The 15440-nt window shown below is 68.4% G+C and carries 14 protein-coding genes; 4 read left to right on the top strand and 10 right to left on the bottom strand.

The genetic code is table 11. From position 1 onward, the window contains the following. Positions 1 to 81 precede the first annotated feature (81 nt). The 5 genes from HW532_RS18965 to HW532_RS18945 are packed head-to-tail and all read right to left on the bottom strand — an operon-like array spanning position 82 to position 5642. Positions 82 to 1089 carry a dimethylarginine dimethylaminohydrolase family protein gene (locus HW532_RS18965; protein WP_213161963.1) on the bottom strand — a complete coding sequence of 336 codons (1008 nt, stop codon included), beginning with the start codon at positions 1087 to 1089 and terminating at the stop codon, positions 82 to 84. A 39-nt stretch (positions 1090 to 1128) separates the two neighbouring features. Continuing rightward, positions 1129 to 2721, bottom strand: a complete 1593-nt coding sequence (locus HW532_RS18960; RefSeq protein ID WP_213161962.1) for a zinc-binding metallopeptidase family protein — start codon at positions 2719 to 2721, stop codon at positions 1129 to 1131. Between the two features lie 23 nt (positions 2722 to 2744). Continuing rightward, positions 2745 to 3578, bottom strand: coding sequence for an ABC transporter permease (locus HW532_RS18955; protein ID WP_213161961.1), 834 nt, complete (start codon positions 3576 to 3578; stop codon positions 2745 to 2747). Then, positions 3575 to 4459 carry an ABC transporter permease gene (locus HW532_RS18950; protein WP_213161960.1) on the bottom strand — a complete coding sequence of 295 codons (885 nt, stop codon included), beginning with the start codon at positions 4457 to 4459 and terminating at the stop codon, positions 3575 to 3577. The genes HW532_RS18955 and HW532_RS18950 overlap by 4 nt, the downstream gene beginning before the upstream one ends. A 49-nt stretch (positions 4460 to 4508) precedes the next feature. Further along, the gene (locus tag HW532_RS18945) at positions 4509 to 5642 is read right to left on the bottom strand and encodes an ABC transporter substrate-binding protein (protein WP_213161959.1); all 1134 of its coding nucleotides are present in this window, start codon (positions 5640 to 5642) and stop codon (positions 4509 to 4511) included. 264 nt (positions 5643 to 5906) lie between these two features. Here HW532_RS18945 and HW532_RS18940 point away from each other — a divergent pair, with 264 nt between their 5' ends. Beyond that, positions 5907 to 7532, top strand: coding sequence for an amidohydrolase (locus tag HW532_RS18940; protein ID WP_213161958.1), 1626 nt, complete (start codon positions 5907 to 5909; stop codon positions 7530 to 7532). Positions 7533 to 7569: 37 nt separating this feature from the next. On the opposite strand, the gene HW532_RS18935 is transcribed toward HW532_RS18940, so the two are convergent. Continuing rightward, entirely contained in the window at positions 7570 to 8685 is a 1116-nt protein-coding gene (locus HW532_RS18935) for an ABC transporter ATP-binding protein (protein WP_213161957.1), read from the bottom strand. Positions 8686 to 8881: 196 nt separating this feature from the next. Here HW532_RS18935 and HW532_RS18930 point away from each other — a divergent pair, with 196 nt between their 5' ends. Next, positions 8882 to 9808, top strand: a complete 927-nt coding sequence (locus HW532_RS18930) for a GntR family transcriptional regulator (RefSeq protein ID WP_213161956.1) — start codon at positions 8882 to 8884, stop codon at positions 9806 to 9808. Between the two features lie 20 nt (positions 9809 to 9828). Here HW532_RS18930 and HW532_RS18925 read toward each other — a convergent pair whose 3' ends face one another. The 4 genes from HW532_RS18925 to pdxR all read right to left on the bottom strand — a co-directional run bounded on the left by HW532_RS18925 (position 9829) and on the right by pdxR (position 13832). After that, entirely contained in the window at positions 9829 to 10797 is a 969-nt protein-coding gene (locus HW532_RS18925) for an NAD(P)-dependent oxidoreductase (protein WP_213161955.1), read from the bottom strand. 132 nt (positions 10798 to 10929) lie between these two features. Then, positions 10930 to 11385: a PaaI family thioesterase gene (locus HW532_RS18920; protein ID WP_213161954.1), complete on the bottom strand. Its 456-nt coding sequence runs from the start codon at positions 11383 to 11385 to the stop codon at positions 10930 to 10932. Between the two features lie 125 nt (positions 11386 to 11510). Continuing rightward, entirely contained in the window at positions 11511 to 12269 is a 759-nt protein-coding gene (locus tag HW532_RS18915) for an alpha/beta hydrolase family protein (protein ID WP_213161953.1), read from the bottom strand. 105 nt (positions 12270 to 12374) lie between these two features. Continuing rightward, positions 12375 to 13832 (bottom strand): MocR-like pyridoxine biosynthesis transcription factor PdxR, encoded by a 1458-nt coding sequence (gene pdxR, locus HW532_RS18910; protein WP_213161952.1) that lies wholly within the window; start codon positions 13830 to 13832, stop codon positions 12375 to 12377. 120 nt (positions 13833 to 13952) lie between these two features. Between pdxR and HW532_RS18905 the strand changes: the two genes are divergently transcribed. Together HW532_RS18905 and HW532_RS18900 are read left to right on the top strand one after the other, a co-directional pair. Beyond that, on the top strand, positions 13953 to 14657 hold the full coding sequence (locus HW532_RS18905; protein ID WP_213161951.1) for a glutamine amidotransferase: 705 nt from the start codon (positions 13953 to 13955) through the stop codon (positions 14655 to 14657). Then, the gene (locus HW532_RS18900; RefSeq protein ID WP_213161950.1) at positions 14654 to 15403 is read left to right on the top strand and encodes a YggS family pyridoxal phosphate-dependent enzyme; all 750 of its coding nucleotides are present in this window, start codon (positions 14654 to 14656) and stop codon (positions 15401 to 15403) included. Before HW532_RS18905 ends, HW532_RS18900 begins: the two co-directional genes overlap by 4 nt. Positions 15404 to 15440 lie beyond the last annotated feature (37 nt).

The following is a 15440-nucleotide window of genomic DNA, read 5'->3' as shown; positions in this document are numbered from 1 at the left end:
CCGGCGCCCCCCGAAGCGGCATTGATACAGGTCATACTGTGCAGGTGACAACTCGGCAGGCTCGCCGAGCTCCCGGGCCGGTCAGATCGAATCGCGGATCAGCGGCGAGGTCGAGCAGTGGATGCCGCCGCCGCCGAGATACATCTTGTCGTAGGCGACCTCGATGATCTCGATGCCGAGCCTGTCGAGCTTGTCCTTCGTCAGCGCCGATATGGCCGCGGACATGATCACCTTGCCCGGCGCGATGGCGAGGCAGTTGACGGTGGAGATCGGATCGCCCGGCGAGACCTCGACCGTCCGGATGCCGAGTTCCCTGAGCTTCTCGAGAAACCAGAAGGGAAGCTGGACGGGATTGATGATCGCGGTATCGACATCGACCATGACCAGCGCCCCGTCGATATGGAGCCGGTAGCCGGTGAGGTCGACGCGCAGGAGCTCAACCCCTTGCGCCCGCAGCACGTCCTCCACCTGCCGGCAGCCCTCCTCGTTGACCCGGTTCGACCGGCCGATCACGGCGGTCTGCGGATTGAGCCAGACGAAGCTGCCGCCCTCCATGATGCCCGTGCCGTGGACCGTGCGCAGGATGGGCATGCCGAGCGCTGCGAGCGTGCGGGTCGCGGAGACCTCCTCGCCGCGCCGGATCTTCGGGCCCAGACGGGTGACGATGGCGCCGCCCTTCACCGCGATGACGGAATCGCGCGTGTAGCAGGTCTTCATGCGCTCGGGCTCGGCCCTGTCGATGAACACGACCTCCACGCCGTTGTCGCCGAGCGCCTTGACCAGCGCATCGTGCTGGGCCTGCAGCTCCTCGAGCGCGGGAATGGTCGCGCCGCGCCAGTACCAGCCATGCTCGGGGTCGCCATAGGAGCCGAGCTCCTCGTTGCGCATCGCGGGGTCGATGACGCCGAGCTCCTCGCCCGGCCGGTGCATGAGCACCATGCGCAGGCGCCCGACATCGTTGTCGCAGCCCCATTTGCGGCCCCAGACCTCCTCCTGCTGCTCAGCCGACTCGAAAGCCGGCTCGGGCCAGGAATGGAAGATCTTCATGGTCATGTTGTAGCGATATTCTTCCTCGCTGACGGCGGACATGGCTGCGAATTCCCCTTGTTTGACCGATGCGGGCGCCGATCAGGCCCCGACCGGAATCCACCATTCCTCGCCGCGCTCGGTCGTCACATATTCCGGCCAGCGGAAGTGGACGGGCGCGGGATAGTCCTTGCCGAGCAGCGGCGGCACCCAGCGCTCCCCGCCAATACCGCCGCCGGTGCGCTCGCGGAATTCCGCCCGGCAACGCTCCAGAAGCTCCGGCTCGGCCATGAGGTCGATCATGGTGGTGGCGACCACCTCGCCCGCCTTGAGGAACATGGGATCCATGGCCGCCGGCAGGCCGCCCAGCGCGCAATGGCACCAGTGCGGCACGGCATGGCCAGCCTTCGGCGGCTTGAGCGCCGCGCGCCCGATATAGAGCCGCACGGTCGGCGCGTGCCATGTGTAGTCCGTATAGTCGTCGGAGGTGAAGTTCTTCTGCCAGGGCGGGAGGCTCTCGCGCAGCATGGCCTCGCCCTCGCGCGGCTCAACGAGGCGTTCGATCTCCTCCATCAGCGGCTCGTCCACCGGCTCGAAGCCGAGCGACTTGCGCATCTCGTTGGCGAAATCCTTCGCCTCCCGGCTCCATTTCGGCGCGCCGACGAGCTCCAGATTGCGATAGGTGATCTCCGCCAGCGCGTGATTGGGCAGGCCGGGGCGGGTCTTGGTCACCCAGTCGCCCTTCACCTCGGTATGGGTGATGCCGGCGACGTGGCTTGCATTGTTGTCGAGGATGCGGCCGATCTGCTCGGCCATCTCGATGGTCGGGCAGCGCCAGGAATACTGGATCTGGCCGAAACGCGGCGGCAGATTGTCGGCGGTCGCCTGGCCCGCGCACAGGATCGCCTCGTTCACCGTCCAGCTTCCGCGATGGGGCAGCATGGATTCCTTGGTGTATTTGGAGGTCGTGTACATGAGGCACACCGCGTCGATGGCCGCGGGCGCGCGGGCGACGGAGTGGTTGTTGTTGGTGCCCTCGCGCCCGCCGGCGCCGAGCCAGCTCTCCGGCTCCACGCATTCGAAGGTGTAGACCTTCGACCAGTAGCAGCCGCAATGGGTGTCCCACACGGTGGTGTTGGAGAGCGCCGGCAGCGAGGTCGGGTGGAAGCTCAAGGCGGCGTCGAGATCGTCGTAATAGCCGTGGGACGCATGGACGGGCTTGGAGCCGCACATCTTCTCCGCCGGTTCGCCGAAATACTTGATCGTGCCCGCAATGCCGTGGCGGACCATCGCCTCCTTGGCGGCGAGTATGCCCGTGAGCGAGCCCATGCCGAGGGCGGAATGCGGGTCCGTATGGCCGGCGGCGTAGCGGTGCACGCCGTCGCGCGGCTTCTTGTAGGGCACGGGATCCTGCGAGGTGCCCGGCACGGCGTCGTATTCGGCATAGGCGCCGATCACCGGGCCGCCCTCGCCATTGGTGAAGGTCGCGCAGAAGGCCGTCGGCATGCCGGCGCTTCCCGCCTCCACCTCGAAGCCCTCCGCCCTCAGCCTGTCGACATACCAGCGCGCGGACTTGTATTCGCGCCAGGACGGCTCGTGGAAGTGCCACAGCGTCATGTGATCGCGCGAGAGGTCCTCCGCGTGCTCCTCGATCCAAGCGAGCGCGGTGCGCTTTTCGGGCGTGAGCTCCGACATCCCTTTAACTCCGTGGTTCGCGATCAGCTGTCGTCGGCGGGCGCGGCCGACTGGCGCATCATCCGGCGCTCGCGCCGGCTGCGCAGGACCATGTCGGCCACCAGAAGAAGCAGGGTCAGGAACACCAGCGCGGTCGCCACCGCGGCGATGGTCGGGTCGAGATTCTCCTGGATCCCGTCCCAGATGCGCTTGGGCAGCGTGTAGATGTTTCGGCTGGTGATGAACAGGACGGTGACGATCTCGTCGAAGGAGATCGTGAAGGCGAAGAGCGCGCCGGAGAGGACGCCCGGCATGATGCAGGGCACGATCACCCAGCGCACGGTCTGGCTGACTGAGGCGCCGAGATTGCGCGCCGCCTGCTCCAGGCGCACATCGAAATTGGACAGGGCGGCCGACACGGTGATCACCACATAGGGCAGCGCGATCAGCGTGTGGGCCAGGATCACGCCGAGATAGCTGTCGATCAGGTCGATCGTGATCCACATCTTGTAGAAGGCGAGCGCCTGGACGATCTGCGGCACGATGATCGGCGTGAGCATGAGCGTGCGCACGAGCTCCGACCGGTTGGACGCGATGCGCCAGCATCCCACCGCGCACAGCGTGCCGAGGATCACCGCGCACACCGTCGCCGCCAGCCCGATGAAGACGCTCTGGCCGAAGGCCGCGAGCCAGCGGTCGTCGGAGAAGAAGTTCTCGTAATGCCTGAAAGAGAGATGCTCCTTCGGCATGGAGAGGTAGTACTGATCCGTCAGCGAGACGGGAAAGATGATCAGCATGGGCAGGACGAGGAAGCCGACCACCGTCCAGGCGCCGCCCAGCACCAGCCCTCTTGCGAATGTGAAGCGTCCCTCGGTCATCGCGCGGCGAACAGCTTTTTCAGGTCAACGAAGCGGGACATGCCGAACAGCAGGGCGAAGACGGCGATCAGCAGCGTGGAGGCCATCATCGTGGCCGTGCCCCATTGCAGCGTCTCCTCGAAATGAACCGCGATGAACTCCGCCACCATCACCACCTTGCCACCGCCCAGGATGGCCGGCGTGATGTAGAAGCCGAGCGAGAAGATGAAGACCAGCACCGTCGCGCCGACGATGCCCGGCAGCGAGAGCGGCAGGAAGACCATGTAGAAGGCCTCGAAGGCGGACGCGCCGAGCCCGCGCGCGGCGGCGACGAAGGCGCGATTGATGCCGATCATGTTGGTGTAGAGCGGCAGGATGGCGAGCGGCAGCATGAAATGCACCATGCCGATCACCACCCCGACCTCGTTGCGCGACAGCGACAGGGGCTGGTCGATGAGGCCCAGAAACTGCAGCGTGCCGTTGATCGCGCCGTTCGGCAGGAGCAGCATGACCCAGGCAAAGGCGCGGATCAGCACCGACAGCCAGAAGGTCAGGAGCACGCCGAACATCATCCAGGTGAGCTGGCGCCGGCCCACATGGACCATGGCATAGGCAACCAGATAGCCGAGCGTGACGGTGATCGCCGTCGTCACCACGCAGACCCTGAAGGTGGTCCACAGGATGTTGTGGATCGTGGAGCTCGTGGCGAGGTCGGCATAGTTGCCGAGCCCCGGCTCCGGTTCCGTCACGCTCAGCCAGAGCACCTGGAAGAGCGGGAAGATATAGAAGACGAGGAGGAGCGCGACGGCCGGCAGGATGAGCAGCCAGTAGACGTTCTGCGCGTTGAAGCGCCATCTTCTCCCGGCACGCGGCGGCCGGACCGTTTCCACACCAGCGCTCATCCGCCCTCGACGCTCCCCTTCGTCCCCTTGCCGGCCCGCAAAGGCCCGGTCAGCCCGAAATCACCTCGAGATAGCGGGAGACGGCGGTTTCCTGATGCTCCAGATACCATTCGCCGTTGAACGGGAGCTGGACATCGTAATTCGCCTTCTGGCCGGGATCGTACTGCTTGAGATCGTCGGGCACGAGCTCGGCGGCGGCCGGGTTGGCCGGGCCGTTGCCCATGGCCTTGAACAGCGAGATCTGCTGCTCGGGCGCCTGGGAGGACGCGATGAACTCCATCGCCGCCTTGCCGGCCGGGTTGCCCTTCGGCACCACCCAGGTGCCGCAGGTCACGACCCCCTGATTCCATGTCCACTCGATGTCGCCGCCGGTCTCGCGGTGGAGCAGAAGCGCGCGGGTGTGCCAGATATTGCCCATCACGACCTCGCCGGTGCGGAAGAGCTGCTGGCTTTCCGAGCCCGAGCCCCAGAAGATCACCTCGTCCTTGATCTCGGCGACCTTGGCGAGCGCGCGGTCGAGCCCGTCGGGCTTGGAGAGCTCCTCATAGACCTTGTCGATGGGAACGCCCTCGGCCATCATCGTGCTCTCCAGCATGCCGATGGGGTTCTTGCGCATGGTGCGCTTGCCGGGGAAGGTCTCCAGGTCCCAGAAGTCCTTCCAGCCCGTCGGGGCGCGCGGCACGCGGCTCTTGGCGTAGGTCAGCGCGAAGCTGAACAGGTAGTTGGCGAGCCCGTGGTCGAAGATGAACTTCTCGTAGACCTTGCTCTTGTCGACGATCGAATAATCGATCGGCTCGAGGATCCCGGCCTTGCCGAGAACGAGCGTCGTGCCGATGCCGGAATCGCAGACATCCCAGGTCACTGCGCCGGATTCGACCATGGCCTTCATCTTGCCGCCTGACGGCCCCGTCCCGTCGATGACGACCTTGATGCCGGTGTCCTTCTCGAAGGGGATGCCGAAGGCCTCCTCATAGGCCTCGATGGCCGGCCCGCCCCAGTTGACCACCACGATCTCGTCGGGCGCGGCAATAGCGCCGCGCAGCGGGATCGAGGCCGCCGCGGGAATGATGCCGAGTGCGGCGATGGCGCCCAGGAAGGTCCGCCGGTCGATCTCGCCCTTGTTGTAGCGTCCGGCCGCGATCTCCGCGCAATCGAGTGCAAAATCCTTGTGATCGTCCGTCATCCGTCTCCCCTGCAAATCATCGCGCCCGCCCCTTGCAGCGGACGTTGGCGGCGCCCGATGGGCCCCGATATCGTGGCTTGCGGGGCCGCCCCGGCCGGTCCGTCCTCAAGCCAGATCGCTGATCGTTTTTTTTACGTCAAAAAATACAATAAACTTGCCAAACGGATTTTAGCAAGCCGAAATAAGCAGCATGTCCTGCTTCAATTCCAAGCAGGCCCAGCCATCGCGAACGTGTCCCCATCCCGACCGCCGGAGCCGCTTGCCATGACCGTCGCCGACCTGATCGTCTCCAATGCCAATATCGTGACCATGGACGAAAACCGCCCCCGGGCGCAGGCGCTCGCGGCGCTTGGCGGCCGTATCCTGGCGCTTGGACCCGACGCCGAGATTGCCGGCCTTGCCGGCCCCGGCACGAGGCGGCTCGACCTTGGCGGGCGGACCGTGATCCCGGGCATCGTGGACTCGCATTGCCACCCCGACACCGCCGCCGTGAGAAGCAGGCTGTGGATCGATCTGAGCCCCGAATCGACGCCAGACCGCGCCTCCGTGCTCGCACGCCTCCGGCAAGCCGCCGGCGAGACGGGCAGCACGGGCGAATGGATCGCCGCGTGCCGGCTGAACGACCTGAAGAGCGGCGGCTATCCGACCCTCGCCGAGCTCGACGAGGCAACCGGCGGGCGCCCCCTCTTCATCCTGCGCACCGACGGCCATATCGGCCTTGCCAACTCCGCCGCCTTCGCCGCGCTCGGCATCGACCGGACCACGCCCGACCCCGAATTCGGCTGTTTCGACCATCACCCCGAGACGGGCGAGCTGACCGGCGTGGTGCGCGAGACGGCGGCGCATCTCTTCATCAACCGCATTCTCGACGAGACGCCGCTGGAGGCCTATGTCAGCGGCCTTCGGGGGCTGTTCGGCGAGTGGAACGCGCTCGGCATCACCTCGGTCTACAACTCGCTCACCGCGCGGCCCGGCATCGCCGCCTATCAGCTCATGCGGGCGAAGGCACTGCTCACCATGCGCGTCGGCATCATCGTGAGCGGGCGCGAGCCGGGGCTGGTGGAGTCCTTCATCGACGCCGGCATCCGCTCCGGCTTCGGCGACGACTGGCTGCGCGTCATCGGCGTGGAATGGTGCCCGGATTGCTCGACCAGCGGGCGCACCGCCGCCTATTACGAGCCCTATATCGGCACACCCGTACCCGGCGAGCCGGCCGACAATCGCGGCATGCTGCTCTACGAGGCCGACGACATGAAGCGCCGCGCCATCGCCGCGCACAAGGCCGGCCTCCAGGTCATGATCGAGGGCGTCGGCGACCGCGGCATCGACTTCGCGCTCGACGCCATAGAGGCCGCGCTTCAGGCCCATCCGGCCGACGACCACCGCATGCGCGTGGAGCACTGCTGCTACGTCACACCCCGCCAGCTTGCGCGCATCAAGGCGCTCGGCGTGATCGATTCCTCCGCCACGGGCTTCATGTACGATCTGGGCGACGCCTATATCGCCAATCGCGGCCGCGACGCGATGCGTTATATGTGGCCGCATCGCACGCTGATCGACGAAGGCGTGATCGCGCCGGGCCATTCCGACGCACTGGTCTGCCGCGCCGACCCGTTCGCGGCCATGTGGTCCATGGTCAATCGGTTGTCCGACACCGGCCAGTCCCTCGACGCGCGCGAGGCGATCACGGCGGAAGAGGCGCTCAAGGCCTATACGCTGCTCGGCGCATGGTCGGGCCGGGAGGAGACGGTCAAGGGATCGCTCGCCCCGGGCAAATGCGCCGACATGGCCGTGCTCGACCGCGACATGCTGTCTATCCCGGCCGAGGAGATCCGCGAGACCCGCGTCGACATGACGATCGTCGACGGGCAGGTCGTCCACGAGCGGTGAGCGATGACGAGCGTCATGGGGGCGCGATATCGCCCTCCTAGCGGTCCTCCACCACGGTTGAGGCGTCCGGGTCCCAGCCGAGCCAGACCGTGCCGCCGATCTCGGGCGTCACCGCGCAGCGCCATGTGGGCGTCGTCACCGACAGGGATCCCAGCGCGTCTGTCTTCACATGCAGCTCGAAGCTGGAGCCGTTGAAGTTGAAAGCCTCGATGCGTCCCTGCACGCGATTGGGCATCTCGGGCTCGTCGCCGCGCACCTCGATCTTCTCCGGCCTGAGCGACACGACGATGCTGTCGCCCTCCGAGAGCGCACGCTCGGGGCGCGACTGCACGAAGCGCTGGCCGTCCACCGCATAGGCCATGTCGTCGCCGGCGGCGCGCTCCACAGTGCCGGCGAGAAAGTTGCTCTTGCCCAGGAAATCCGCGACGAACCGCGTGGCCGGCTTCTGGTAGAGCTCGGTGGGCGTGCCCTTCTGCTCGATCCGCCCGTCGCGCAGGATCGCGACCTGGTCGGACATGGACAGCGCCTCCTCCTGGTCGTGGGTGACGTAGATGAAGGTCGCGCCGAGGCTCCTGTGCAGCGACTTCAGCTCCCACTGGAGATCGGCGCGGAGCTTCTTGTCGAGCGCCGACAGCGGCTCGTCGAGCAGCAGGAGATCCGGCTCGAACACGATGGCCCGGGCGAGCGCGACGCGCTGCTGCTGACCGCCGGAGAGCTGGCTCGGCATGCGGTCGGCGAACTTGCCCATCTGAACCAGATCGAGCGCGCGGGCGACCTTCTCGCGGGCCTTGTCCTTCGCCACGTCGCGCACGCGCAGCGGAAAGCCCACATTGTCGGCGACGGTGAGATGGGGAAACAGCGCATAGCCCTGGAAGACCATGCCGAAATTGCGCTTGTCCGGCGGCAGGTGGGTGATCACCCTGTCGTCGATCATGATGTCGCCGCCGGACGGCTGGACGAAGCCGGCGATGGACATGAGGATCGTGGTCTTGCCCGACCCCGACGGCCCGAGCAGCGTGAGGAACTCGCCCTGGCCCACGGTCAGCGACACAGTGTCGACGGCGGCGTGATGGCCGTAATATTTCGAAAGGTCGCGGATGGATACCGAATGGGCGCCCGCGCCGCCTCCGGCGTTCGATGTCTTGTCTGCCACTGCCTACCTCACCCTCTCGTCCCCTCGGCGACTGCCGGATTGTGTGAAGCCTCCCCAGAGCCTGTCAATCGCGCCGGGCGCGCGGCATGCTGTCCCGACATTGTTTCTTTTCTTGCAGATAATACAATATACTGCAATGGACAAACGAAAAGACGGCATGCCGGGGTCCGGCGCAACATGTAGGGAAAAGCCCACCGTGAACGACAGGAAGGTTTCCGGCAGGCGGCTGGAACTGGCGCAGCGTCTGCTGGGCCTGATCCGCAGCGAGGGCCTCGCCAAGGATACGCATCTCATAGAACAGCAGCTCGCCGAGCGGTTCGGCGTCTCGCGCACGCCGGTGCGCGCCGCGCTCAAGGTCCTGGAATCCCATGGCGCGGTACGCGCGGTTCCGAATCTCGGCTTCTTCGTCGACCGCGAGCCGGACGAACTCTACGCCATGGAGCTGTCCGGCCCGATCTCGCGCGACGACGAGGTCTATGTCCGCATCGTCGACGACCGTCTGGCCGGCCGCCTGCCGGAGACCGTCACCCAGACGGAGATCGTGCGCCGCTACGATGTGAGCCAGGCTCAGATCCGGCGCGTTCTGGAGCAGATGGCCGACGAGGGGCTGATCACCCGCAGTCCCGGCCATGGCTGGACCTTCGAGAAGACGCTCGACAGCTGGCAGGCCCAGACGGCCAGCTACGAGTTCCGCCGGGTCCTGGAACCCGCCGCGATCCTCCTGGAGAGCTTCCGGCCCGACGGGGAAGTCCTCGACCGGCTGAGGCGCGAGAACGAGGCGCTCCTGGAGGACGAGACGCTCGGCCGCTCGTCCAGGGCGCGGCGCTTCCTGGTCGACGCGAATTTTCACGAGGCCATCGCGCGGCTGACGCACAATCCGATGTTCGTGCAGGCGATCCAGCACCAGAACCACATGCGGAGGATTCTGGAATATCGCGGCTATACGAACGCGCCGCGCATCGCCGACTGGTGCCGCGAGCATCTCGCGATCCTGACGGCGCTGGAGGCGGGCAATCTGCGCCGCGCATCGCGCCTGATGCGCGACCATCTGGACAATGCCCGGGCCAATGCCGAGACGGTGCGGGGGACCGGCGACGAGAAGTCCCCGTCAGGCCGGAGGTAAGGCATTCTCCGATCCGATCGTTACGGCTCCGGCCCACTCCCCCTGTCGCCCAGGCTGTCGGCATTGAGGGCGGTGGCCGGCACCCGCCCCCCGAGCGCCTCGACGACGCAGTCGGCGGCCGCGAGCGCCGTGCGCTCCAGGCTGCTTTCGGTGGACCCGCCGAGATGGGGGGTCAGGATCACGTCGTCGCGCCCGCGCAGGATCGTGCCGGGCGCGTGGACATCGAGCGCGGCGGCCCCCACCAGCCCCTCGTCGAGCGCCTCGGCGAGCGCATCCTCGTCCACGAGGCCCGCCCGCGCGGTGTTCACGAAGATGGCTCCGGACTTCATCGCGCGGAAAGCCTCCGCGTCCATCATGTGGCGGGTCTCGGGCCTCAGCGGCACATGCAGCGATACGAGATCGGCCATGGCGAGGCCGTCCGCGAGGCTTTCCGCCTTGCGCGCGCCGCAAGCGTCCAGGAGCTCCGCCGGGGTGCGCGGCGCGACCGCCACGATCTCCATGTTAAAACCCAGACGCAGGCACCGTGCGGTCGCGCGCCCGATGGCGCCCCAGCCGACGATCAGCGCGGTCTTGCCGGACAGCTCGATGAAGCAGCGGTGCTCGCGGAACCCCGTCTCGCCCGCGCGCACGGCCCGGTCTGCAGCCGGCACCCACCGCGCCGCGGCGAGCGCCAGGCCGACCGCCAGTTCCGCGACGGACTGCGCGTTCGCACCGGGCGTGTTGGCGACCAGTATGCCAAGCTCGCTCGCCGCGGCGATATCGATGGTGTCGAACCCGGCGCCGTGGGAGACGACCGCCTTCAGCCGCCCGCCGGCCTCCATGGCCGCCCGGGAGAACCCGGCATCGCGGGTGATCGCGGCATCGCAGTCGGCGATCTCGCCCATCACCGTCGCCATGTCCGGCGCCGCGGCGAGCCGTGTCTCGATACCGGCCTCCTCAAGCCGGCGGCACCCGGCCTCGTGAACGGGTTGCACAAGAAGACAGCGCACGGACCCTCGTCCCTTTCCTCGACAGCGGCTTCCGGGTGGTCGCCGGGGCACAGCGGCCGCACGGCAGGATGGCGACCCTCTATAGCATGGATGCCGCGTGCGGCATGGCGGTTTCCCCGCAAGCCCCCGGCATCAGGCGTCGGCCCGGCTATGCATGCACATCAGCGTCTGCTGGCCGAGCGCCACGAGGGTGCGCTCGCCATCCGCCTCGGCAAACACCTCGAGCTGGCAGACGGTCAGCGTGCGCCCCGATTTCGCGACGCGGCCCACCGCCTCCAGCGCGTCGCCGCGCGCGGGGTTCACGAGGTTCAGCTTGAACTCCACCGTGAGCACCGAGCTGTCCTGCGGGAACAGGGTGAAGCCCGCATAGCCGCCGGCCGAATCGGCAATCGCGGAGGTGCCGCCGGCATGGAAGAAGCCATGCTGCTGGGTGAGCTCCGGCCTGTAGGGCATGCGGATCGAGACCAGCCCGTGACGGATATCCGCCAGCGACGCGCCGAGATGCGCCATGAGCCCCTGACGGGCGAAACTCTCCTCCACCCGCCGGACGATATCGTCGGCGAGCGGGCCGCCGATCTCCCTGGACATGGGGGTATCCCTCCAGATTTGCCCGCCGGAGTGTAGTGAGCTTTTCCGGCGGCGTTAAGCGGGACGCGCGCCAGACCGGACCGCTCCTGTTGCCGCGGCGCATGCCGTCCGCCGCACATGCGGCATCACGACAGCGTACGGTCGAGGAACGCGACCAGATGCTCGTGGTGCTCGTTCTCCCCGGCACTTCCGGGAATGTGATCCTGGCCCTCGTAGTAATGGACCTCCGCCTCCTTGCCGCAGCGTTTCAGGCGCGCCTCGAGACGCCGCGTCATCTCGACCGACCACACACGGTCCGCCGTTCCGTGGCTGAGGAAGAGCGGGCAGTCGATCTCCTCGACCGCTATGGGCGTTGTGGGCAGGAGACCGTCGGACGACCCGCGCCACGTCCATGCCCGCTGGCCCGGGTCCCAGGCCTGCCAGCCGGGATCGCCCGCATCGCGCCAATAGCGGCTGTCGAAAGCGCCGCAGACCACGTCGGCGGGGCTGTGGGCGGCGACCGCGTCAGGCGCTCCGGCGATGCGGTCGCGCGCCATGAGCGAGGCGACGAGCAGGGCGTGCTCGCCCCCGCGCGAGACACCGTAGAGCCCGACCTTCCCCGCGACCGGCGCGAAATCGCGCAGGGCCTTGAGCGCCTCGACCGTCCGGTCGAGGGGCACCTCCGCGATGCTGCCGGCGTTCCAGGCGTTGCCGCCCTTCGAATAGCCGAAGGGAAACGCCAGGAAGCCGTGTGCGGCGAGCAGGACCGCATTGCGGTGACTCCAGCCGGAGAACGCCCCCTCCGACCCGTGCAGCACCATCACGGCGGGAAAGGGGCCGTCGCCCGGCGGCCCGTAGGTCGTGCCCCAGTCGGGCATCAGGCGGCGTACGATCTTCAGTGCCATGGGAGACGGGCCTTCCTGTCGGGCTGTAAGGCAACGGGCGGGAGGCGAGACCATTGCACCGGTCGTGCCGCGCCGCAACGATTCTTGCGTAACCGTGGCGCCCGTCTATCCGGGCCGCGCCCGTGCCATGAGGTCCACGGCCCGGTCGAGCTCGTCGTCGTCATGGGCCGCGAAGCCGAGGCGGAAGGCCTGCGGCGGGTGGCTCGCCTCGAGCGCGAAGCGCGAACCGGGCGTGACGGAGAGCCCCAGGGCGGCGGCCCGGGCCGACCAGCGCTCCGCGTCCGGCCCGCCGCCGGCGAGCCGCAGCCAGATGGCGAGGCCTCCGGCGGGAAGCGTGAAGCGCACATCGTCTCCGAGACGCTCCGCCAGCAGCGCCGCCATGCGGTCCCGACGCGCGCGATAGACGCGCCGCGCCTTGCGAGCATGGCGGCGCAGCGTGCCGTCGGCGATGAGGCTGGCGAGCGCATGCTCCAGCGGCACGTCGCCCTGCCGGTCGATGGCCTCGCGCCGCTCCGCCATGCGCTGCAGGATGGCGGGGCCGGCCAGCGCATAGCCGAGCCGGATGCCGGGGGTGAGCAGTTTCGACAGCGAGCCCACATAGACGACCGGCCCGCCAGGCGCCGTGCGCGCCGCGATCGGCAGGACGGGCCGGCCATCGAAGCGGTATTCGTGGTCGTAGTCGTCCTCCACGATGTGGAACCCGTATTGGCGGGCGAGCGCGACGAGCCTCAGCCGGCGCGCGGCGCCGAGGGTGACGGTCGTCGGATACTGGTGATGCGGCGTCACATAGACTGCCTTCAGCCGCCTCTCGCGCCGGGCGAGCGCCTCCAGCGCCTCGGGATCGATGCCGCCGCCATCGACCGCGACCCCCACAACCCGGGCGCCGGCGGCACGGAAGGCCGCCCAGGCGAGCGGATAGCCGGGGGTCTCCGCCGCTATGACGTCGCCCGGCCCGGCGAGCGCGGAGGCTGCGAGGAAGAGCGCCATCTGGCTGCCCCGGGTGACGAGGACGTCCCCGCCCGAGGCGACAAGCCCCCGCTCGCTGCCGAGATGGTCGGCCAGCGCCTCGCGAAGCTCGCGGGTGCCGAGCGGCGATCCGTATCGCCCCGCCCCGCCGGGGGACGGCGAGGCCAGCGCACGGCGGATGGCGCGGGCGAACTCCGCCACCGGCACGAGGCGCGGGTCGGGCGTGCCGTCGGTGAGGTCGAGCATTGGCGCATGGGCGGAATCCGCCGGTCTTTCGCGCCTCTCCGTTCCGGGGGGCCGCCGACGCGCGGAGCCGCCCGTATCGGGCAGGTCGGAGGCGACGAAGGTACCGCGCGAAGGCTCCGCGACGAGCCAGCCCTGCATGGAGAGCTCGTGATAGGCGGCATCGACGGTGTTGCGGTTGAGCCCGAGATCCCGCGCCAGCGCGCGCGTGCCGGGCAACCGGTCCCCGGGCCTCAGCCGCCCGCGCTCGATCTCCGCCACGATGGAGGCCCCGAGCGCAAGGAAGACGGGCTCGCCCCGCTCCCGCCTGAGCTCGATAGTCACTTGCCTGCCCTTGCCGGCTCCGATCCTCATCCGGCCCACCCATTTTCCAAAAACCGGCCCTTTCAGGCAGGCCGGTCGAGAGATATTGCACGGCGCGAAGGCTGCCGGCAATCCGCCCGCCGGTCCTCCGCACTCAGGGAACCGCCCACGATGCTCGGTACCGTCCTTGCCATTCGCCATATCCATTTCGAGGATCTCGGCACCGTCGAGCCGGTGCTCCGGGATGCGGGCTACGCCATCCGCTATCACGATATCGGCGACGGCGGGCTCGCCGCGCTCGATCCGCTCCAGCCGGAGCTTCTGGCCGTGCTCGGCGGGCCGGTCGGCGTTCACGACGGCGACGCCTATCCCTTTCTGGCGGAGGAACGCGCGCTGATCGCCAGGCGCCTCGAGGCCGGGAAACCGCTCCTGGGCATCTGTCTCGGCGCCCAGCAGATCGCCATGGCGCTCGGCGGGGCGGTCGCACCGGGGGCGGCAAAGGAGATCGGCTTCTCTCCCCTCGCGCTCACCGAGGCCGGGCGGGACAGCCCGCTCAGGCATCTCGACGGCGTGCCCGTGCTCCACTGGCACGGAGACGGTTTCCGGACGCCCCGGGGCGCGGCGACCCTCGCCTCGACGCCCGCCTGCCCGAACCAGGCCTTCGCGCTCGGCGATACCGTCCTCGCGCTCCAGTTCCACCCGGAAGCCGACGCCTGCAACGGCCTTGAGCGCTGGCTCGTCGGCCATGCCTGCGAGCTTGCCGCCAGCGGCATCGACCCGCGCGCGATCCGCGCCGATGCGGCACGCTTCGGGCCCGGCCTGCGCGAGGCCGCGCGTGCCATGTTCGCCGACTGGATCGAGGGATTTGCCACATGAGCATTGCAGACAAGTTGCACGATGTGCGCGAGACGATCCGCGCCGCGAGCCTCCGGTCGGGACGCGCCGGCGACGCCGTGCGCCTCGTGCTCGTCACCAAGACCATCGAGCCCGAACGCGTCCGCGAGGCGATCCGTGCCGGCCAGACCGATCTTGGCGAGAACAAGGTGCAGGAGGGCCGCCGGAAGGCGGAGGCGCTTGCCGGCGAGCCCGTGCGCTGGGCCATGATCGGCCATCTTCAGAGCAACAAGGTCAAGGACGTGCTGCGCTTTGCCGGGGAAGTCCAGTCTCTCGACCGGCTGTCGCTCGCCAGGGCGCTGGAGAAGCGCCTCCAGTTTCTGGGGCGCGGGCTCGACGTGCTGGTGCAGGTCAACACCTCCAACGAGGCCTCCAAGTTCGGCCTCGCCCCGGCGGACGTCCCGGGCTTCCTGAAAGAGCTCACCGCCTTCGACGCGCTGCGCCCGAAGGGCTTCATGACGCTTGCCCGCTTCACGCCGGACGAGGAGGAGGTGCGCCGGTGCTTCCGTATTCTCCGCCAGATCCGGGACCATGCGCTGCGGGACGCCCCGCAGGGGGAGGTCCTGTCGGAGCTCTCCATGGGCATGTCCGGCGACTACGGGATCGCCATCGAGGAGGGCGCGACCGTCGTCCGCGTCGGCCAGGCCGTGTTCGGCCCGCGCGCCCTGCCCGATTCCCACTACTGGCCGGGTGCGCCCGGAACGGAGGCGGCCGACCGGACCCGATGAGAGTGGCCTCGGTAGCGGATACGGGGCACCGCCAGCG

The organism is Kaustia mangrovi (assembly GCF_015482775.1).
In the GTDB taxonomy this organism is placed as follows: Bacteria; Pseudomonadota; Alphaproteobacteria; order Rhizobiales; family Im1; genus Kaustia; species Kaustia mangrovi.
This window is presented reverse-complemented; position numbering and strand designations above follow the sequence as displayed.